Raw genomic sequence first — 20,273 nt, 5'->3', positions numbered from 1 at the left:
AATTGGACAAGTCATTTTCTGAAATATGCTAGGAACTAAATTGAAGGAATTAAGAAAAACTAAAGGTCTTTATCAACGCCAATTAGCAGCAGCTTTGGATGTAGATACAGCATTTATTAGTAAGATAGAAAATGAGGAAAAGCGAATTTCTGTGGATCATATTTTGAAGCTTTCAAAAGTCCTAGATGCAGATTACGCTGAATTGCTTTCCCTTTGGTTAGCTGATAAATTACGTGAAGCAGTACCTGATAGGAAAACTGCAAAGAAAGCAGCAGAGAACTTGAATATTGTCCTTTCTAATACAAAGTACGCATGATCAATCAGAATCCTGAACAAATAGCGCGTGATAATATTGACAGGCAATTAAATGCTTGTGGATGGATCATTCAAGATAAGAAAAGACTCAACCTAGCTCAAGGTATTGGAGTTGCTGTAAGAGAATATTCAACAGAAGTTGGACCTGCAGACTATGTGCTTTTTGTCAATCAAAAACCTGTTGGAGTTATTGAAGCTAAAAGAGAGGAAGAAGGTGTAAAATTCTCTGTACATGAAAGTCAAGTAGAAGAATATGCAAATGCAAAACTGAAGTTGATTGATAATTTACCATTACCATTTTTATATCTGAGTACTGGTGCAATTACAAAGTTTACAGATACAAGAGATCCAAATCCTCGTTACAGAGAAGTGTTTACTTTTCATAGACCTGAAACTTTGGCTAAGTGGATTAGAAAAGAATCATCACTTAGAGCTAGAATGTCAGACAATTTTCCTGAATTAGATCCTACTGGTTTAAGAGAATGTCAAATTGATGCAATCACCAATTTAGAAACTTCTTTCAAAAAGAATAGACCAAAGGCTCTTGTACAAATGGCGACTGGTTCAGGTAAAACATTTACTGCTATCACATCTGTGTACAGACTTTTGAAGCATGTAAAAGCTGAACGTATTTTATTTCTAGTAGACACCAAAAACCTTGGTGAGCAGGCAGAAGGAGAATTTAGAAAGTACATACCTCAAGATGATAATAGACTTTTCCCTGAACTATATGGAGTGAGCAGGTTGACAAGTTCATTCATACCTGAAGACAGTCAAGTATACATAAGCACGATTCAAAGGTTATATAGTATTTTGAAAGGTGTAGAACTGGATGAAAGTGCTGAAGAAGAGAATCCTAATGAACAACGCTCCTATGCAAAAGAAGCTTTACCTGTTGTGTACAGTGAGAAGTTGCCTATTGAGTTTTTTGATTACATCGTAATTGATGAATGCCATAGAAGCATCTACAATTTATGGAAGCAAGTGCTAGATTACTTTGATGCCTTTCAAGTTGGGTTAACTGCAACACCTGATAACAGAACCTTTGGTTACTTCAACCAGAACATCGTTTCTGATTACGGTTATGAGAAAGCAGTTGTAGATGGCGTATTAGTACCCTACAATGTTTACAGCATTGAAACTCAAATCACCAAGGATGGCGCTGCTATTAAAATGGGTGAAATGGTAGATAAACGTGAAAGGTTGACGCGTAAAAAGTTTTGGGAGTCAGTTGATGAGGATGTTGAATATACAGGTAAACAACTGGATAAAGATATAGTCAATCCAAGCACTATAAGAACTATCATCAAAGAGGTTAAACAGCAACTCCCTACCATGTTTCCAGACAGAGTTGATACCAATGGAAACTTTGAAGTGCCTAAGATGCTGATTTTTGCAAAGACAGATAGTCATGCAGAAGATATCATTGATATTGTTAGAGAAGAGTTTGATGAGCGCAGTGACTTCTGTAAAAAGATTACCTATCAGAGTAAGGAAGATCCTAAAACTATTCTCTCTCAATTCAGAAATGACTACTACCCACGTATAGCAGTTACGGTTGACATGATTGCAACAGGTACAGATATTAGACCACTTGAGGTGCTGCTATTTATGCGTGATGTGAAAAGTAGAAGTTACTATGAGCAAATGAAAGGTAGAGGAACCAGAACTTGTTCATTAGAAGAATTAAAATCAAAAGGAACACCCTCCGCAAAATATGCTAAAGATCATTTTGTAATCATTGATGCTATTGGGGTTGAACAGTCTCAGAAAACAGATAGTAGACCTCTTGAGAAAGCACCATCTGTTTCTTTAAAGGAGATCCTCCAGCGCATTGCAGTTGGTGACAGAAGTGAGGAAATGATGTCTACCCTTGCCAACAGGTTATTGCGCTTGGATAAGCAAATCAATGAATTTGAAAAACAGACTTTTGAAGAGAAAGCACAAGGAAAAGGAATTTCAGAGGTAGTTAGACAACTACTTTACGCACATGATCCTGATACAAAGGAAAGTATTGAGCAGATAATAAGATCTGAACAACCTGGAATTGCACCAAAAGAATTAGAAGATCAAGTTAAACATAAGCATCAGGCTATTCTTGAACATGCTATTAGCGTGTTTCACAATCCTGATTTAAGGGATTTTATTGTTGACGTGCGCAAGAAGTATGATCAGATAATTGATACGCTTAACATAGACACGGTTGTCAATAGTGCCTGGGTAAAAGATCAGCAAGCAGAAGCAGAAAAACTCATTGCAGATTTCAAACTTTGGATTGAAGAAAACAAAGATGAAATCACAGCATTACAGATTTTCTATGATCAACCTTTTAGAAGAAGAGATCTGACTTTTAAAATGTTGAAAGAGTTGAGCGAGCAAATTATAAGAACCAAACCTACACTTGCACCATTGCGCATTTGGAAGGCTTATGAACAGTTAGAAACAGTGACAGGACAACCAAAGAATGAACTAATTGCATTAGTTTCTTTGATCAGGAGAGTTGCAGGAATAGATAGTGCACTTACCACTTTCGACAAAACTGTAGATAAGAACTTTGCTGACTGGGTATGGAAGAAACAACAAGGTGCAACCATTAAGTTTACCAAAGAACAAATGGAATGGCTTTATCTAATGAAAGACCACATTGCTACAAGCGTGCATTTGGAAGTGGATGATTTAGATTATACGCCTTTTGATTCATTAGGTGGTAGAGGAAAATTGAATCAGCTATTTGGTGTAGAGATGGAAAAAATTATTGAAGAATTAAATGAAGCATTAGTAGCATGAGCATCAATATAAATTTTGCAAAACATTTTGAAATTATAAGACTAATAGATGTATTTGATTATGTCATTGGTGGAGATTGGGGAAAAGACCCTAATTTAAATTTACCTGAGTTTGGACATGCTTTGTGCATTAGGGGGTCTGAATTCAAAAATTGGCAATCAGATAAAGGAAAAACAGCAAGTTTAAGAAGTGTTAAACTAAATAATATACGTTCTAGGAAGTTACAAGAAGGAGATATTCTGATAGAAATTTCAGGAGGCGGACCTGAGCAACCTGTAGGAAGAACAGTTTTAATTGATCAACAAGTAATTTTTCATCAACCTGAAGTACCAAAAATCTGCACTAATTTTTTAAGATTAGCAAGACCCACAAAACACATTTCATCACACTACATTCAGTTTTATCTTAAATTCTTTTATCACACAGGTGAAGTAGTTAAATACCAAGGAGGAAGTAATAATTTGAGAAATCTAAAATTCGATGATTATACTTCAATTGATTTTCCACTCCCTCCATTTTCAGAACAAAAGCGCATTGTTGATAAAATAGAAGAGCTTTTTAGTGAGTTAGACAAAGGTATTGAAACGCTGAAAACAGCACAGCAACAACTGAAAGTTTACAGACAAGCAGTGTTGAAATATGCGTTTGAAGGGAAACTCACCAATCCTGATGTTAAAGAAGGTGAATTGCCTGAGGGTTGGGTGGAAAAAAAAATAGATGAGGTTGCATCTGTTGGTACAGGAGCAACACCTCTTAAAGGAAATAAAGAGTATTATTCTGGAGGTAAAATACCATGGGTGACAAGTGGTGCTTTAAATGATGAGTTTGTAAGAAAAGCCTCTGACCTTGTTACTGAAAAAGCAATCAAAGAGACTAATTTAAGTGTTTACCCTATACAAACTCTACTTGTTGCTATGTATGGCGAAGGCAAAACAAGAGGTAAATGTTCTGAATTATTGATTGAGGCATGCACAAACCAAGCTGTTGCAGCTATCTATTTTGAAAGACATGACATAAGAATAAAACCTTACCTAAAATATTTTTTACTCAAGAATTATAATGATGTAAGAAAGTTAGCAGCAGGAGGAGTTCAACCTAATTTGAATCTTGGAATAATAAAAAACACAAAATTTCCAATGCCTTTATCATGGGAAGAGCAAAATAAGATAGTCCAAGAAATAGAATTACGTCTTTCAGTGTGTGATAAAATAGAAGAAAGAATTGTTCAAGGATTGCAACAAGCAGAAGCGCTTAGACAAAGTATTTTAAAGAAAGCGTTTGAAGGCAAGTTAGTTCCTCAAGACCCTAATGATGAGCCAACCAGTGTTTTATTAGAACGCATTAAAGCAGAGCGTGCAGCAGCACAACCAGTGAAGAAAACAAAAACTAAGAAAGTAAAAGCATAACATGAGTACAGAAGCAAATAACACATCAAGTATTATAAGTAAAGTATGGAGTTTCTCAACTGTACTTAGAGATGATGGGGTAGGATATGGCGATTACCTTGAGCAACTGACTTACCTACTCTTTTTAAAGATGGCAGATGAGTTCAGTAAGCCTCCATACAATAGACCGTTAAACGTTCCTGCAGGCTATGACTGGCAAGCATTAACAGACAAAAGAGGTGCGGAACTAGAAATCCACTACACCAACACGCTCAGAGAATTAGCGAATTCAAAGGGATTCCTTGGTCAGATATTCACTAAGAGTCAGAATAAGATTCAAGACCCTGCAAAACTCTTTAAGCTCATTGATATGATTGACAAAGAGCAATGGAGTACAATGGGTGCGGACATTAAAGGAAAGATCTACGAGGGGCTTCTAGAGAAGAATGCAGAAGATACCAAGAGTGGCGCAGGTCAATACTTTACTCCTAGAGCATTAATTAGAGCTATGGTAGAGTGTATTCGCCCTGAACCCATGAAAACCATTGCAGACCCTGCTTGTGGTACAGGAGGCTTCTTCTTAGCTGCTTATGATTTCATTGCTAACCCTGCTAACTACTCACTAGACAAAGAGCAGAAGCAATTCCTAAAAATGAAAACATTTTATGGGAATGAAATTGTAGCAAGTACAAGGAGAATGGCACTTATGAATTTGTTCTTGCACAACATTGGTGACTTTGATTCAGACAGCCACATTTCGCCTGCTGATGCCTTGATTTCAGATCCTGGCTATAGAGTAGACTACGTGCTAGCTAATCCACCTTTTGGTAAGAAGAGTAGCATGACCTTTACCAATGAAGAGGGTGAGCAAGATTCAGAAGAGCTAACTTACAACAGACAAGACTTCTACGTTACTACAAGCAACAAGCAGCTGAACTTCATGCAACACATCAGAACGATGCTGAAGACTGATGGTAAAGCGGCTGTAGTATTGCCAGACAATGTTTTGTTTGAAGGCGGTGTTGGAGAAACAGTAAGAAAGAAACTGCTTGAAGGTTCAAACCTACATACCATATTACGTTTACCAACAGGAATCTTTTACAAGCAAGGTGTTAAGGCTAACGTATTGTTCTATGATAGTAAGCCTGCATCAAAGGAGCCATGGACTAAAGAGGTTTGGTTTTATGACTTTAGAACAAACATCCATTTTACATTAAAGAAGAATCCTTTGAAGCTAGAGGATTTACAAGACTTTATCTCTTGCTACAATCCTGAAAACATCAACAAGAGAAAAGAGACCTATCATCCTGAAACCAATCCTGAAGGACGATGGAGAAAATTCACTTATGATGAAATCATTGAGCGTGATAAAACAAGCTTGGACATCACTTGGATAAAAGACAAGAGTTTAACTGATTTGGACAACCTACCTGATCCAGATGTGTTGGCAGAAGAGATCATTGAGAATCTTCAGTCAGGCATTGAGAGTTTTAAGGAGATAATGTTGGGGTTAAAGTAATAGTTAATGGACACAGCAGTAAGAATAATACCAAATCACAAAGGAGATTTAATTCATGAGTATATTGACTACAAGGGGTTTGGATATGTTACTCTTGTTTCCAATGAAGTTGCAAATGAGGATAGGTTCAATTCTCTTTATAAACAACGTAAGTTAGTTTTAAATGACAGTTTGGAGTCACTTCAAGACCTTATATCTAAAAATGTTGAAGATAATATTGTACCTGGAAGGCTTGTTGTAAAAGAGTTTAGAGAAAAAGAAATTCCTAAAAAGTATCAAGAAAGGCTAAATAAGAAAATGGTGTATGAGGATTCATTGAAACCATATATCAAAGATTTTGATTTTGTTGGGCTTGAATCTTTAAACTCAAGTACCTTCCCAGAAACTTTTAAAAATTATCCTAAAAATCAAGGTCAAAGAATCATACGTTTTATTGACTATGACTTCACTGGAGAAGAACAAGACATAATTTTAAAGTTAGATAAAATAGAATTACCAAAATTTACACCAATAACTCTGGATACAATTCAAGCAACAAATATCAAAGACAAATCTTCTATTAAAGAGAATAAAGAAGACATTTTAGATCAAAAATTGAATAGTTCAACTAAAAAAGTTGACATTGAAAAAGGTCAACCAATAAACACAACCCCAAAAATTAGAGTAAAAAGTAATGATGATAACTTAAAAGCTAGAAAAACAGGAAAGTTTGAAAAGTCTTTAGGTGCAATTCTATTTCCTATACTAGTAATTGCCTACATAGGTTATATCATTATTGAAAATGACAGAATAGCAAGAATGGAAGGAAGTAGCTTGTGGGAACAATTGTTGTTATTATTTGCTGCTATTGGCATCTACGCAATCTATAAAGCTTTTAAAAAATAAGTATCGCATGGGAATAAAACTATCTAGAATTACAAAAGTAAATCCACGTGAAGTTTGGAGGCATGAAGCTCTAGATTTCACACAATGGTTAGCAAAGGAAGAGAATATAGCTGTATTGTGCGATGAGCTTGAAATCAATCTTGAGAACATAAAACCTGAAGCAGCTGCAGGTAGATATAATGTTGATATTGTAGCAGATGATATTGATACCAAGCGTAAGGTTATTATTGAAAATCAATTAGAGCCCACTGACCACAAGCATTTAGGGCAAATACTAACGTATGCATCTGCTTATGATGCAAGCGTGATTATTTGGGTTGTAACTGATTACACAGAAGAACATAGGCAAGCAATTGACTGGTTCAATAGAAACATCAGTGAAAACATATCTTTCTTCCTAGTACAAATTGAAGTGTACAAGATTGGTGATTCTGACCCTGCTCCCAAGTTCAACATTATTTGTGAACCTAACAATTGGGGTAAGACTGTAAAAAGTTCAGGAACAGGTGATGCAGTGAGCGCAACTAAGTTACTTCAGATGGAATTTTGGGAAGGGCTTAAGTCATATGCATCTGAAAAAGGAACAAGAGTTAGCTTTAACCACACACCACAACCAAAACATTGGTTCAATATTTCAATAGGCACTAGTCGCTGTCACATTGCTTTAACGATTAATACACAGAAAGGCTATGTAGGCTGTGAAGTATACATAAGAAATGACAAAGCTTTATTTGATACTTTCTACAAGAACAAAGATCAAATAGAATCTGTAATTGGCTCAGAGCTTGAATGGATGGAACTACCAGATGCAACTGCTTCTAGGATATTACTTACCAAGAAAGGTAACCCTAAAGACAGAAAGCAATGGGATGAATACTATGTGTGGTGTGTCAGTACAGTAGAGAAGTTTACACAAGCATTTAAAGCTTATTTATAGGTAATTAAAACCTTAATATCATTAAAATATGAGCGTGTACTTTGAAAAAATACTGGAGCTAAAGAAGCGTGCTGAACAACTAAACTACAATGACAAGAAGGAGCTTGATGATTTGCAAAGGAAATCAAAAATGTGTGTCGAGCATTTGTTCCCCCTGAAGCCTACATACAAAACAGAAGTTGATACAATTAATTTTTATCCTTCATTTTGGGTTGATGGCATGGGTTCAAAAGTATATACAGATGCATGGGAAAATGGCAAACAAGAACTGATAAATTATTTAGATACAAGAATAGAGGAAGCAAAGTTGAATATTGAGCACACCAATTCAATTCCAAAAGAGAGAGTCAAAGAGCTTGAAGGACAAGTTTCAAGACTAGTAGGCAAACATAGACTATGGAAAATGATTGACCTAAGTATATTTGTTACAGTTGCAATTGCTGTCATTGGAGGAACGTTTGCATTGGGTTATTATTTAGGAAACAATCACTTTGACAAGGAAAAACTGGAGCTGTATAATGAAAATCAACGTTTAAAAGTCATTCAAGATAGTCTGTCAAAGTTGAACTCAAAACATTTGCTTGAAAAATCTAAGGGTGGGAAGTGATTCCAAGACTTTGAAAATTATAGCTATCTAATACATTGTTACAGGCATGAAATTGAGAAATTACAATTTTTTAAATAATGAGACAAGGTGTTCAAGCAGTTGCTCTTTTTTACTCTTTTTGATTCGTTTTGAGCAAAATTTGTTACCTATTTGTTACCAAAATTATATAACTAACTGATATTCAATATTACTTCATATTTTGTATCGGGAAGTGACGAGCGCTAGCGAGTCATCCCGCCAATGGCGGGATAGCCCTTCATTATTAATTCACGTTCTGTGCAGTTTACCTTATAAATCAAGGAATTATAGTTGCCTTTCTTTGCCTTTTCCTGCCTTTAGTGGCCATTTACTTGTGACTATTTCGGTTACTACTGTGAATTGTAACAGATTTGGGAAGTAGGGGACAGATTATGGGTAACAATGATACAGTACGATACGCAAAGTGATACAAAATGGTTGTGTGACGGCTATTATTACTACGAATATCCACTTTAAAGAAATATTCGAGTAAAGTATATTATTTTTTATAATTTGGAAGACTGATTTCTAATATATGAAGCAAAACACAAAGGGGGCTTGGATAATACATCATAGTAAAAAGCTACAAAAGGTAGAAAACACGGGCGTATTTGACGAAATACATGCAACCGGAAAAAGCGGTATTTTGTTATCTGCACTTGCAGAAAGTGAAAATAATAGTACAATTGAAAATGCGAAGGTCAAAGTCATCGCTAAAGCGGCGAATATTAACCCGTTAGAGTTGCCATCAATAATACAAAGATTGAAAGCCAACAATCTTGTAGACAATGATTCTAAAGGAAATGTATCGGTCTTGGGTTTGACTTCTTCAGCAGTATTGAAACATACAGCCGATATGTTTGACAATCAAACTACAAATAAATTTGAACAAATTTCTCTTGAAATTGCAGAAACAGTATCACAAGCCCCGAAAGATGGAAATAGTCTTAAAGAGTTTATTGCAGATACATATAAAGTAGATAATACATCTCTTGGAGATTTTTTTCTGCAGGTTGAAGAAATTGGCTTTATAGATTACGAATCTGCAAATGAGGCGGATGAAAAAATATATTTTAATGGCAATCTATTTAAGCGTGATAATTTAAAGAAAGCAAATGCTGTTCTCAGTTCTTTTTCATCAGAAGAAAGCAACAAGGTTGCAGAATTAGATAATTACTTAAATGCCAGAGGGTGTATTTCGTTAGATGAAGCTACAAGAATATGTGGTGAAAAATTAATGCAAAAGCTACAAAGTATAGGAATGTATGAATGCAATGAAGTAGCCAATAATACTGAAAGTAAAGTCTTTGTCACAAAAGCTACCGCCTTTGGAAAATTCGGTAACCCTTTTGAAGATGATGCATTAGATTTAGCAAAAGCATTCGTTGCATCATTGAGTTATGGCATGATATATAGTCAAAATAGTAGAGGAAGAATATCAGCTTTAAAACTTTTAATGAACAAGTTAATTGATGGTTACTCAGTAGGACCCGCAACTGCAATTGGTCAGGACTATCGAATACTTGAAATGAAAGGAGTCGTAAAAATAATACCTGCGGAGCGGGGTATGTGTTATATGCGTCTTTTAAAGAAAGATATTGGGATGTTGGCTCTGAATGTTTTAGAAACGGGTGAGAGTGCGAGTGAGAATAATCTAATAACATTTCCAACTTCTGTTGTTACAACATTTAAAGGGCCAGAAATAAAGCGAGAGGAAACTCGAAAGAAGAAGCAAAATCGTGAAAGTAAGATTCAAATAATTGAAGCATTAAGAACATTGAGATCATAAAATCATAATATATGAAAGGGGAAATAATGGAAGAACGAGTAAAGCAATATTTTATAAGTAAAGGTTTTTATGTTGTCAGAGGTATAAAGTTTGTTTATGATTCTTTTGATATAACAGATGTAGATCTATGGTTATATAATAAAACATCAGATATCACCCGCGAAAGGATAATTGTGGATATTAAAAATAAAAAAACACCTCAAGCTATTGAGCGTATTTTTTGGACTCGTGGACTTTTAACTGCATTGAGAGTAAATGCTTGTATTGTTGCAACGACAGAAAAAAGAGAAAGTATTAGGAATTTTGGAAAGCAAAATGGCGTGACGGTGCTAGATGGAAATTTTTTAAATAATCTTCCAGTAACACTAGAAAGATTGACCGATGAAGAATTAGTACAACTATTATATACAAGCGAAACAGATCCGCTTGCTGTTCAATGGGTTAAAAGATATGAAAATTATAAAATTAATTTGCTAGCAATTGATTTTAGTAATTTGAATCGATTATTAAATGATCTTAAAGAATTATTTGAGCAAAGCATTGTAAATCCAATTAGAAAGGAGGGAGTAACACGTTTAATCTATTCCTGCATATCTTATATTTTGATATCGCTTGATTTTCTATTAAAAGATTTATTGACCCTTGACGATGTTGACAAAAAAGTAAGAATAAGCGAAGGTTTAAAATTCGGAAATCTCGGTCGCGCCGGAATAGAAAGAACTCTAGATGTAGCGATAAAAATTTCAAAGCAATCAATGAATGTCAGGTCTAGTTTTCTAAAATTATATGAATCTTTATCTGTAGATATTCTAGCAGAGTTTTTTTCGAGACAAAGTAATGGGGATAAATTATTTAGCCAGTCGATTCAATTAGATGGATTAGCTTATTCAAAAACCTATACTCCACCAAGTTCAATTGATGTTGAATTACGCGGATTGGTTTCACTTTTTTTAGACTACCATGGTATTGAAAGGAATCAGTTTTTTAATTCTTTTTGAGGACAAGTATCTGAAGTCAGGGGACGCTTCCCTTCAAAACCGAAAGGTTCTTTAAAAGGAAGAGTGTAGGTTCGACTCCTACCAGATGCACAAAATTGAACGAATGAAAGCAAGTCCAGCAAAAAAGGAGTTTAAAGAGAGATTAGGACAAGCAAATCATTTTTTAATTACTGCTTTGGTTGGTATTGACGGAATACAATCAGGCATAATTAGGGAAAAGCCTGAATCGTTTCATACATCATGGAACCCAAAGGATTCAAAAAAATCTGCAGATAGAACAAGGGTATTTTTGTTGAAATCCTTTTTGGGTTGGGCTGTTGAATCGTTAGAAATGTATTTAACAGAACTGAACCGAAAGCCGAAACTATTGGAATCTGAAACTTTTACCAGTTTGTTTTCGAAAGCAGGCCAATCAATTTATCAGAAAACGATATTAATAGCAGACGAGATTAAAGTTGATCCTATTTTAATAGGGCTAATGGAAGTATTGATTACTTGGAGAAACTATACATTTCACTATGACATCGACAATGAAATTAGAGAATCCAGCATGAATTGTCTTATTGCTAGTAATGAAAATGTAAAGGCTAGATTTTCCGGACTTGAAATAACTCAGCTTAAAAGCACTTGGGAAAGTGGAGGAGACTTTACTTTTAAGGAAACTGCTTCATTAATAAAAGCAACTCAAGACTTTGTTGGTGAAGTAGATAATTATGTGCTATTAAACTTAGACGTCGAACGTTTTTTTCTAGAAACAATTGCAAAACATTTTAAAAATACTGAAATGAGTTATAAGAGGTATAAATCATTCAACGAACTGAAGAGACAAAAATATGTAAAAGTACTTCTACAGAATATTTCAGCGGAATCAGAAATAGACGATACATTGCTTAAATCCATCACAACTAAGCTTAAATAAAAAATTACTTATTGCATAGAATCATTTAATTAAATTATATGAGATGCTCCTGAATTTCCTGTTAAATCATGAACTATACTTTTTTCAAAAGTTATTACTTAGATAATGAATAATGAAATCACCGAACTTGAAGAAGCTAAATAGATTTACAACGTTGCCTGTTTTGCTAGATTTATTGCAAAGAAAGAAGCTGACCTTATTGGATCCCAAACTATGGGACGATAAAAATGATTCTGAAATAATTTTGGAATATAAAAAACGCAAGAAAATTAAAAATTTATTTGCTGTTTGCCTGTCTTATGGTGATGAAACAGTGCATCATTGGAAAACATTTTCCAATGGAACAAGTGGATGCGTTATTGAGTTTGATGCGCAAAAACTTATTAAAATAATAGATCAAGTTCCGAACTTAAAACACAATAAGGTTACTTACAAGAGGCTATCGGAAATTGAAGATAAAGCCTTAGTAATGAGTGTAGATGAAATTCCATTTACTAAAAGATGGCCTTATCGCTGCGAGGAAGAGTATCGTATAATTGTTGAAAATGACAATAACGATACTTTTTTTGAGATTGATATCCCTCTAGATATTATTACAAAAATAACAATAAGCCAACAAATGCCAGAACCGATATACAAGACAATTAAAAGTTATTTAAAAGACCTTCGAGGTGACCCAAGCAGTAAGATTAATAGATCAACTCTTTATGAAAATAAAAGATGGATTGACAGATTTAAAAAATCGTAGTTATTATTAATATCGGTTTATATGGTTCATCTATGCTGATTAAGTTCATAGGCTGCATCGACTAGTTTTTCAAGTTGTTTGCAGAAATATAAAGTAACGTCTCTATTCTCTGGATCAATGTATAAACTGTTAGAGGTTACAAAACAAACTTCTAACATGTTTGCTAAGTTCTGCCTTACTTCAACAGGTCTTTTTGTTTTTTCATTTGTATTGTCTTATTTACATTCGAGAGGTTACCATTTTGCGAGAGTTCTGCCACACTCATACGATTTAATAGTGATTCTATTGATTTTGGCTATAGTATTTCCGCTTTTATTCTTGATTAGAGAGATTATACTAATATGTATGGCAATAGTTGCAATTGACATCTATGAATGGAAGTTCACCCCAAAAATGATTAATGAGAAAGTGTCTAAAGAAATTCAAGAATTAATTACAGGTTGATTTTATGAACTCTCTCTTGAAAATCTTATTCACAGCCTTTTTTGATAGATTTTTAAGTAAGAATAAGATGTTTTCCTTCTCCGAAGAGTCTCCCAAACGGGGGCTCTTCGCTTAGTATTACCACTCTCGCACGTTAACCCCAAACACCTGCCCCCCACAAACCTAACCGCGCCTCTGCGAGTAAATTTTCATGCCAAGGCGCAAAGGCGCAGTTATAAGAGCTGTTGCTATTATTCTGCCGGAACCTGTGACTTCCTTTTTTCCTTCTCCCAAGAATCTCCCGAAAGGGGACTCTTCGCTTAGTATTACCACTCTCTAACGTTACCCCCAAACACCTGCCACCCACCAACCCAACCGCGCCTTCGCGCCTCTGCGAGCCTATTTACCGCCAAAGCGCAGTAGTTACGCTTATCGCTGTTATCCTGACTGAGGGGCCTTTTGTTTCATCTAAACATCACTCCAGCCCAGGCAAAGTGGCCTGCAGCTGGTTTATACGAGGCCATAGTTCTGTTTAAGGAAGAAATAGCGCTGTTTCAGTGAGCTGTTTTTCACTTTGAGTGAGCTGTTGCTCTATTTCAGTGAGCTATGGCTCAGTGTAACAGTCCTGCAGTGCTGTGGCGGAGAGCGATTGGTATTTCCCGGTGAGATAGGGCAGTTTCGGGGATCTGGAAATAGATCCGATAAGTAGATCATCAAGATCTTTCATTTCACAGGCAAATATGTATAATGTAATTATAATATATATAATTATTCGCTGATTAGCACAGTTATTGAATATTATTAAGAAAAAATTAAAGAAACGCTTAACAAAATGATAACAGTATGGCTTTTTTCCTAATTTAGATACAATCAATAACCATAAGGTTATAGTAACCAAAACACTAGCTATGAGAAAAAAACTACTGGCAGTACTATGTATGTGCGCCATTGTTGTTGTGGGCTATTCACAAACAACCGTATCGGGTAAAATTACCGATGCCGCAACCGGCATTCCGTTGGCAGGCGTAACCGTAAAAGGGAAAGGCACTGCTGTTGCATCCGTTTCGGATGCAGATGGTAAGTACAGCATTAAGCTGGCCACAAGCGTTAGAACACTGATTTTTTCATTTGTAGGCTACACCGATTTTGAAGCTGCTGTAAGAGCAGGTAACCTGGATGTATCGCTTACCAATGCGGTTTCCAACCTGACAGAAGTAATTGTTACCGGTTTTGGTGGTTCTCAGATCAAGAGAGAATTGACCGGTAACATTGCCCGCGTGAGAGGTAAGGATATTGAGTACCTGCCCACACCCAGTGTAGATGCTGCGTTGCAGGGTAAAGCAGCCGGTGTGTTTGTAAACAGCCAATCCGGAAAACTAGGTCAGGCAGTAACAGTACGTGTGAGAGGTAACTCTTCTATCAGTGCCAACAGCCAGCCTTTATATGTATTGGATGGTATTCCAATGACTGCTAACAGCCAGAGTTCTTATGGTGGTGCTACTAACCCCTTAACCGATCTGAACCCGAATGATATTGAGTCGATCGAAGTATTGAAAGATGCTTCTGCCGGTGCCATCTTCGGTTCCAGAGCAGCCAATGGGGTGGTACTGATTACTACCAAAAGAGGTAAAGCCGGAAAAACTTCTGTAACATTTAACTACCAGACTGGTTCTTCAGAAGCTTCTAAGCGTATTAAAATGCTGAACTCACAGGAATATGCTACGCTGATTCTCGAAGGCGCTAAATACCGTGATGATTTAGATGGTACTCCCTTAAATGACCCAAGTAGCTGGACCACTTATGTTAAAAATGACGTAATGGATTACTACAGCTATGGTGGCTGGAGTAAAGATCCTACCAAAACATACGACTGGCAGGACCAGGTATTTCAGAAAGGACCTTACAGACAGGCCGATCTGCAGATCAAAGGCGGATCAGAGAGAACAAAATTCTTCTCTTCCTTCCAGCAGTTAGATCAGACAGGTACCATGATCGGTAATAAGATCTCAAGAACCACTGGCCGTCTGAACATTGACCAGAAAGCGAATGACTGGTTAGATCTGGGTGTTTCGCTGAGTTTATCCAGAACCTTTAACCAGCGTCTGCCGGATGATAATGCCTTCTCCAATCCTTTACAGGCGATCGCATTAATGCCGATGACTCCTTTTACAGATCCTAATACAGGTCTGCCTGCAGGTACACCTCCCGGAGATGTGAATATTCCGATTTACTACAATCCTGTTATTACAGTAAACTATGCTTCTTATGCGCAGGATGTGTACAGAACTTTCGGTAACGCTTACCTGAAAGCCAACCTGATGAAAGGCCTGAACTTCCAGACTGAATTTGGTGTAGATTACCTGAGTCAGAATGAAGAAGGTTATTTCCAGTCGCAAACCGTGCGTAACCAATCACGTGCTTCCTCCGGTTTGGGTAGTAACAGGGGTGCATTTGTAACCAACTACAATACACAGTCATATTTCAGTTATAACACAGTGATCAAGCAGAAACATAATATTTCTGCCACGCTGGGTATGCAATACCAGCAATCGCAGGCTAAGTATAACTATATCGAGGGTACTTCCTTCCCCTCCAACTCTTACCAGAAAATTGCGAGTGCCGCTACCAAATCAGACGGTAGTACTTCTCAGTCAGATTTCAGGTTCCTCTCTTATTTTGTAAGAGCAAATTATACCTACAACGAAAAATACATTCTGGCTTTAAGCAGCCGTATCGACCAGTCTTCCCGCTTCGGTAAAAACTCCAGATCAGGTTTCTTCCCAGCAGCTTCTGCCGGATGGATCCTGACCAACGAAAGATTCCTCGAGAACAGCAAAGCCGTTAGTTTCCTGAAACTGCGCGCCAGTTATGGAGTGGTTGGTAATGCTGAGATCGGAAACTTCCCGCAACTGGGTTTATTCTCGGGTGATGCAGGTTATGCCGGTGCTGCCGGTCAGCGTCCTTCTCAGTTGAGAAATGATAACCTGAAATGGGAAACCACTAAACAGTTCGATATCGGTCTTGATTTCGGATTCCTGAAAAACCGTATTACCGGTGAAATCGATTATTACAATAAACAAACGGATGGTTTGTTGCTGAACGTAAATATCCCGGCTACCACTGGTTTTACCAGCATGGTTAGAAACGTAGGTAAACTGGAGAACAAAGGTTTTGAATTGGTACTTAACACACAAAACCTGGTAGGTGCCTTCAAATGGAGCACCACTTTTAACATTGCCCGCAATATCGGTAAGGTAAAAGATATCCAGGGTCAGATCATTGAAGGAGGTGTGAGCAGCATGAACCGCGTACAGGAAGGATATGGTGTGGGTGTTTTCTTCACGCCTGAGTTTGCCGGCGTAGATCCTGCCAATGGTAATGCATTGTTCTACCTGAATACCAAAAAAGCAGATGGCAGTCTCGACAGGGCTACCACCAGCAACTACAACCTTGCACAGAGAATCGTAGCAGGTGATCCCAATCCAAAATACATTTTTGGCTTCACCAATACATTCTCTTATAAAGGATTTGATGCAAGTGTATTCTTTAATGGTGTTTCCGGTAACCAGAACAATATTTATGGTATGGGACGTTACTCTTCTGCCAGCATGCTGTATGAAGATAATAATACCGCAGACCAGCTGGGAAGATGGCAGAAACCAGGTGATGTAACCAATATCCCGCAGGTACGTTTGTACAGGGTGAATGGATCACAGGCCAGCAGCCGTTATATTGTGGATGGATCTTATATCCGTTTAAGAAGCGCCTCTATTGGTTATACTTTCGGTTCCAAACAACTGAGCAAGTTTAAGATCGAGCGGATGCGTATCTATGTTTCCGGACAGAACCTCTTAACCATTACCAAGTATCCTTACTGGGATCCTGAGGTTAATGCCGATTCATTTGACTCAAACATTGCGAAAGGAAACGACTTTTATACGCCACCACAACCAAGAACTTTCCTGGTGGGTGTGAACGTAAGTTTTTAATTAATCAATAATAACTATTATGAAAATATTAATCCATAACATAAGTAATTACTATAAGGCATTTCTGCTGATGAGTATTATTACACTGGCAGGTTGCGAAAAGAAACTGGATATTTCTCCTTACCAGAGTATTGCAGATGACAAAGCTTTATTAAATGAAAGCGATGTACAGGTTACACTGGTAGGTTGTTATGATGGTATACAGAGTGCAGCTGCCTATGGCGGTGATATCCTGGTACTGAATGATCTGATCGGTAACTCGGCAGATATCAACTTTACCGGAACCTTTGCAGGTTTATCGGATGCGTATCAAACCCAGATGACTGCCGACAATTCATTTGCCCGCGATACCTGGATTGCAGCTTATAATACCATTAACCGTTGTAACAATGTATTATCAGCGGTAGACAAAGTAACTTCTTCCACAGCCAAGAAGAACTCTGTAGAGGGGCAAGCGCTTTTCTTACGCGCTTCTATGTTTTTTGAGTTGGTTAAGTTATATGCAAAAGCGGTGGGAGATGGTGATTACAGTGCCAATCCCGGCGTGCCTTTGATTCTTACACCAACCGGTAACGTAACGGATGCAGATTATCCGGCCAGGGCTACGGTGAAAGCCGTATATGATAAAGTGATCGCTGATCTGGTGAAAGCGGAATCTTTATTGCCAACCACCAACGGTAACTATGCAACCAAATGGGCCGCTGCGGCTCAGCTTTCCCGCGTGTACCTGATGCTGAAGGATTATGCTGCAGCAAGAGATGCAGCTGACCGGGTAATTGCGAGCAGTGGTAAAACCCTGAATCCTGATTTTACCAAATTATGGTTCACTTTCATCAATAACGGAGGCGCTACACCTGCTGAATATTTATTTTCTATGAAAGTAACTTCTCAGGATGGTACCAACTCGCAGAATACTTATTTCGGAAGAACCATCGGTACTATTCCCGGTACAGCCGGAAGAAGTGATTGTAAGATCAAAGCTGCTCATATTGCTCAGTATGAAAACGGAGATGTACGTAAAGGCTTTTTTGTATTGAATGGCGGTAACTATTATACACAAAAACACCTGGATCGTTTTGGAGACGTAGCCGTTATCAGGCTGGCCGAAATGTACCTGACCCGTGCAGAAGCCAACCAGCGACTGGGAACAATCGTTGGTGCCACGCCTTTGGCAGATCTGAACAGGATCCGTAACAGAGCTGGACTTCCTTCGCTCCTCGTAGCAACACTGGCTGATATCACCAAAGAAAGAGCACTGGAGCTGGCTTTTGAAGGACAAAAACTGATCGAGGCCAAAAGACTGCAGACACCTGTTGGCACACTTGCCTGGAATGATCCTAAGTTGATTCTTCCTATTCCAAGAAGAGAAGTTGATGTAAACAAGAACCTGGTTCAGAACCAGGGTTATTAAGAATAACCTATAATCGTAAAAACGCCGGTTTAACAGACCGGCGTTTTTTATGTAGTATATTCTAGACGGGGATCAGCTGAAATGTCATAGTTTGATCCGTTCTTCTGTAGCAGCACCGGTAGCGGCATCAATCCCATTCAGTTGCACATAGTCTATATGTGGTTTGAACAAGGATCCTCCGTTAACAGCAATAAAAATACGGTTAATAATGATCTGTTTATCATTCACTGTGGTATATACATGATATTGTTTGTCTTCTCCTTCTTTCAGATATAATTTCAATTTCCTGTAAGCAGCCAGGTGGCATTCATAACTGTTATCATCCAGTGCTGTTGTTTTGATCCCATACGCATATTTCCGCTGTATATCCGTTAGCTCTTCTGTCTGCCCTTTTTTGGCATAACTGATCCAGTAAGCATGAATCGGTTGTTTTTTATCAAGTACTCCATTTTCCATATTCAGTTCATAAATAATCGTATTGGTATTGGGCGGACGTTGCAGGTAAAATAATTGTTTGGGGTTATGTGGCGGTGTAGGATATTCAATACCCTGTGACCATACAAAGGTTCCTGTTGTTAATAACAGTCCTGTGAATAAAAAAGATCGGTATAACCTGCTCATACAATGGATGGGTTTATACGATACACGAAGCCGGATACTATTCTCTGCAGCAATATAATTCAGTTTCTGCAATTCTGTATTAGTGTAGGGGGTGGGGCATACTGTTATCAGTAGGCGGTCCATCCACCATCAGCCACTAGTACAGCTCCATTAATGAAACTGGCCTCATCCGATGCAAGAAACAAAGCGGTCTTCGCTACTTCCAACGGATCAGCGGCTCTGGGATTCAGCGCCATACCGGGCAAAATCCGCTCTGTTACCAATGGCGAAAGATGACTCATATCAATGGTAGCACCAATGCTGGTGTTCATGGCACCGGGTGCAATGGCATTACAACGGATCCCTGATTTCGCATACACATACCCTGTGTTTTTGGTTAATCCGATCAGGGCATGTTTACTGGTAGTGTAGGCGGCACCCGCTCTGGCTCCCTGCAAACCACCTATCGAAGCAATATTAATAATCACTCCTGATTTTTTGGCGAGCATGAACTGTAGTACTGACCGCATGGCTTTGAACGGGCCATCGAGGTTGATGCGCATCACCCGATCCCAAACCTGATCCGTTACATCGGCTGTGAGATCAAAATTATCCATCACACCGGCATTGTTTACGAGGATATCTACGGAGCCGTAGGTAGAAACAGCCGTCTGAACCATCGTTTCAACATCCCCGGCTTTGGCCATATCGGTTACCACAGTAGTATAGGTTGCCTGCTGTGCGGTTAAAGCAGTACTGAGTTCTCCCAGTGTTTTTTCATTGATATCAGCAGCAACAACTTTTGCACCTGCCTGTGCAAACAGGATCGCAATGGCTTTACCCAAACCAGCTCCTGCACCGGTTATGATGGCTACTTTATTTTCGAGACTTTTCATAATGGGTCTTTCTTCGAAATTACTTGGTTCTGAAAAGGGAAAAAATG

The 20,273-nt window shown here is 37.8% G+C and carries 15 protein-coding genes and 1 tRNA gene; 14 read left to right on the top strand and 2 right to left on the bottom strand.

All coding sequences use genetic code 11. The features are described 5' to 3' along the window. Positions 1–25: 25 nt before the first annotated feature. From AC1RNB_RS02950 to AC1RNB_RS02885, 14 genes are all read left to right on the top strand, one after another. Positions 26–316 (top strand): helix-turn-helix domain-containing protein, encoded by a 291-nt coding sequence (locus AC1RNB_RS02950; RefSeq protein WP_493080570.1) that lies wholly within the window; start codon positions 26–28, stop codon positions 314–316. Then, positions 313–3,102 carry a type I restriction endonuclease subunit R gene (locus tag AC1RNB_RS02945; RefSeq protein WP_493080569.1) on the top strand — a complete coding sequence of 930 codons (2,790 nt, stop codon included), beginning with the start codon at positions 313–315 and terminating at the stop codon, positions 3,100–3,102. The genes AC1RNB_RS02950 and AC1RNB_RS02945 overlap by 4 nt, the downstream gene beginning before the upstream one ends. Next, positions 3,099–4,508, top strand: coding sequence for a restriction endonuclease subunit S (locus tag AC1RNB_RS02940; protein WP_493080567.1), 1,410 nt, complete (start codon positions 3,099–3,101; stop codon positions 4,506–4,508). Before AC1RNB_RS02945 ends, AC1RNB_RS02940 begins: the two co-directional genes overlap by 4 nt. A gap of 1 nt (position 4,509) precedes the next feature. After that, positions 4,510–6,006 (top strand): class I SAM-dependent DNA methyltransferase, encoded by a 1,497-nt coding sequence (locus AC1RNB_RS02935; protein WP_493080565.1) that lies wholly within the window; start codon positions 4,510–4,512, stop codon positions 6,004–6,006. A 6-nt stretch (positions 6,007–6,012) separates the two neighbouring features. Next, the gene (locus AC1RNB_RS02930) at positions 6,013–6,891 is read left to right on the top strand and encodes a hypothetical protein (protein WP_493080563.1); all 879 of its coding nucleotides are present in this window, start codon (positions 6,013–6,015) and stop codon (positions 6,889–6,891) included. 7 nt (positions 6,892–6,898) lie between these two features. Beyond that, on the top strand, positions 6,899–7,828 hold the full coding sequence (locus tag AC1RNB_RS02925) for a DUF4268 domain-containing protein (protein ID WP_493080561.1): 930 nt from the start codon (positions 6,899–6,901) through the stop codon (positions 7,826–7,828). A gap of 28 nt (positions 7,829–7,856) precedes the next feature. Next, the gene (locus tag AC1RNB_RS02920; protein ID WP_493080560.1) at positions 7,857–8,435 is read left to right on the top strand and encodes a hypothetical protein; all 579 of its coding nucleotides are present in this window, start codon (positions 7,857–7,859) and stop codon (positions 8,433–8,435) included. Between the two features lie 553 nt (positions 8,436–8,988). Next, on the top strand, positions 8,989–10,242 hold the full coding sequence (locus AC1RNB_RS02915; protein WP_493080558.1) for a hypothetical protein: 1,254 nt from the start codon (positions 8,989–8,991) through the stop codon (positions 10,240–10,242). Between the two features lie 11 nt (positions 10,243–10,253). Beyond that, the gene (locus tag AC1RNB_RS02910) at positions 10,254–11,240 is read left to right on the top strand and encodes a hypothetical protein (RefSeq protein WP_493080557.1); all 987 of its coding nucleotides are present in this window, start codon (positions 10,254–10,256) and stop codon (positions 11,238–11,240) included. A 6-nt stretch (positions 11,241–11,246) separates the two neighbouring features. Then, positions 11,247–11,330 (top strand) — tRNA-OTHER (locus AC1RNB_RS02905). Positions 11,331–11,343: 13 nt separating this feature from the next. After that, complete coding sequence (locus AC1RNB_RS02900; RefSeq protein ID WP_493080555.1) at positions 11,344–12,159, top strand: hypothetical protein; 816 nt, start codon at positions 11,344–11,346, stop codon at positions 12,157–12,159. Positions 12,160–12,286: 127 nt separating this feature from the next. After that, the gene (locus AC1RNB_RS02895; RefSeq protein ID WP_493080553.1) at positions 12,287–12,907 is read left to right on the top strand and encodes a DUF2971 domain-containing protein; all 621 of its coding nucleotides are present in this window, start codon (positions 12,287–12,289) and stop codon (positions 12,905–12,907) included. A 1,331-nt stretch (positions 12,908–14,238) separates the two neighbouring features. Further along, positions 14,239–17,319: a SusC/RagA family TonB-linked outer membrane protein gene (locus tag AC1RNB_RS02890; RefSeq protein ID WP_493080551.1), complete on the top strand. Its 3,081-nt coding sequence runs from the start codon at positions 14,239–14,241 to the stop codon at positions 17,317–17,319. A 19-nt stretch (positions 17,320–17,338) separates the two neighbouring features. After that, positions 17,339–18,730, top strand: a complete 1,392-nt coding sequence (locus tag AC1RNB_RS02885) for a RagB/SusD family nutrient uptake outer membrane protein (protein ID WP_493080549.1) — start codon at positions 17,339–17,341, stop codon at positions 18,728–18,730. 84 nt (positions 18,731–18,814) lie between these two features. Here the strand turns inward: AC1RNB_RS02885 and AC1RNB_RS02880 are convergent, their stop codons facing one another. Beyond that, on the bottom strand, positions 18,815–19,351 hold the full coding sequence (locus tag AC1RNB_RS02880) for a DUF4833 domain-containing protein (protein WP_493080547.1): 537 nt from the start codon (positions 19,349–19,351) through the stop codon (positions 18,815–18,817). A gap of 107 nt (positions 19,352–19,458) precedes the next feature. Next, positions 19,459–20,226, bottom strand: coding sequence for an SDR family oxidoreductase (locus tag AC1RNB_RS02875; RefSeq protein ID WP_493080545.1), 768 nt, complete (start codon positions 20,224–20,226; stop codon positions 19,459–19,461). Positions 20,227–20,273: the final 47 nt, after the last annotated feature.

The sequence above is a fragment of the Sediminibacterium sp. GW821-FHT12F12 genome, assembly GCF_058806635.1.
This window is presented reverse-complemented; position numbering and strand designations above follow the sequence as displayed.

Excerpts from the sequence above, each read along its gene's own strand:
- AC1RNB_RS02950 (WP_493080570.1), top strand. The coding sequence starts at position 26 with ATGCTAGGAACTAAATTGAAGGAATTAAGAAAAACTAAAGGTCTTTAT.
- AC1RNB_RS02945 (WP_493080569.1), top strand. The coding sequence starts at position 313 with ATGATCAATCAGAATCCTGAACAAATAGCGCGTGATAATATTGACAGG.
- AC1RNB_RS02940 (WP_493080567.1), top strand. The coding sequence starts at position 3,099 with ATGAGCATCAATATAAATTTTGCAAAACATTTTGAAATTATAAGACTA.
- AC1RNB_RS02935 (WP_493080565.1), top strand. The coding sequence starts at position 4,510 with ATGAGTACAGAAGCAAATAACACATCAAGTATTATAAGTAAAGTATGG.
- AC1RNB_RS02930 (WP_493080563.1), top strand. The coding sequence starts at position 6,013 with ATGGACACAGCAGTAAGAATAATACCAAATCACAAAGGAGATTTAATT.
- AC1RNB_RS02925 (WP_493080561.1), top strand. The coding sequence starts at position 6,899 with ATGGGAATAAAACTATCTAGAATTACAAAAGTAAATCCACGTGAAGTT.
- AC1RNB_RS02920 (WP_493080560.1), top strand. The coding sequence starts at position 7,857 with ATGAGCGTGTACTTTGAAAAAATACTGGAGCTAAAGAAGCGTGCTGAA.
- AC1RNB_RS02915 (WP_493080558.1), top strand. The coding sequence starts at position 8,989 with ATGAAGCAAAACACAAAGGGGGCTTGGATAATACATCATAGTAAAAAG.
- AC1RNB_RS02910 (WP_493080557.1), top strand. The coding sequence starts at position 10,254 with ATGAAAGGGGAAATAATGGAAGAACGAGTAAAGCAATATTTTATAAGT.
- AC1RNB_RS02900 (WP_493080555.1), top strand. The coding sequence starts at position 11,344 with ATGAAAGCAAGTCCAGCAAAAAAGGAGTTTAAAGAGAGATTAGGACAA.
- AC1RNB_RS02890 (WP_493080551.1), top strand. The coding sequence starts at position 14,239 with ATGAGAAAAAAACTACTGGCAGTACTATGTATGTGCGCCATTGTTGTT.
- AC1RNB_RS02885 (WP_493080549.1), top strand. The coding sequence starts at position 17,339 with ATGAAAATATTAATCCATAACATAAGTAATTACTATAAGGCATTTCTG.
- AC1RNB_RS02880 (WP_493080547.1), bottom strand. The coding sequence starts at position 19,351 with ATGAGCAGGTTATACCGATCTTTTTTATTCACAGGACTGTTATTAACA.
- AC1RNB_RS02875 (WP_493080545.1), bottom strand. The coding sequence starts at position 20,226 with ATGAAAAGTCTCGAAAATAAAGTAGCCATCATAACCGGTGCAGGAGCT.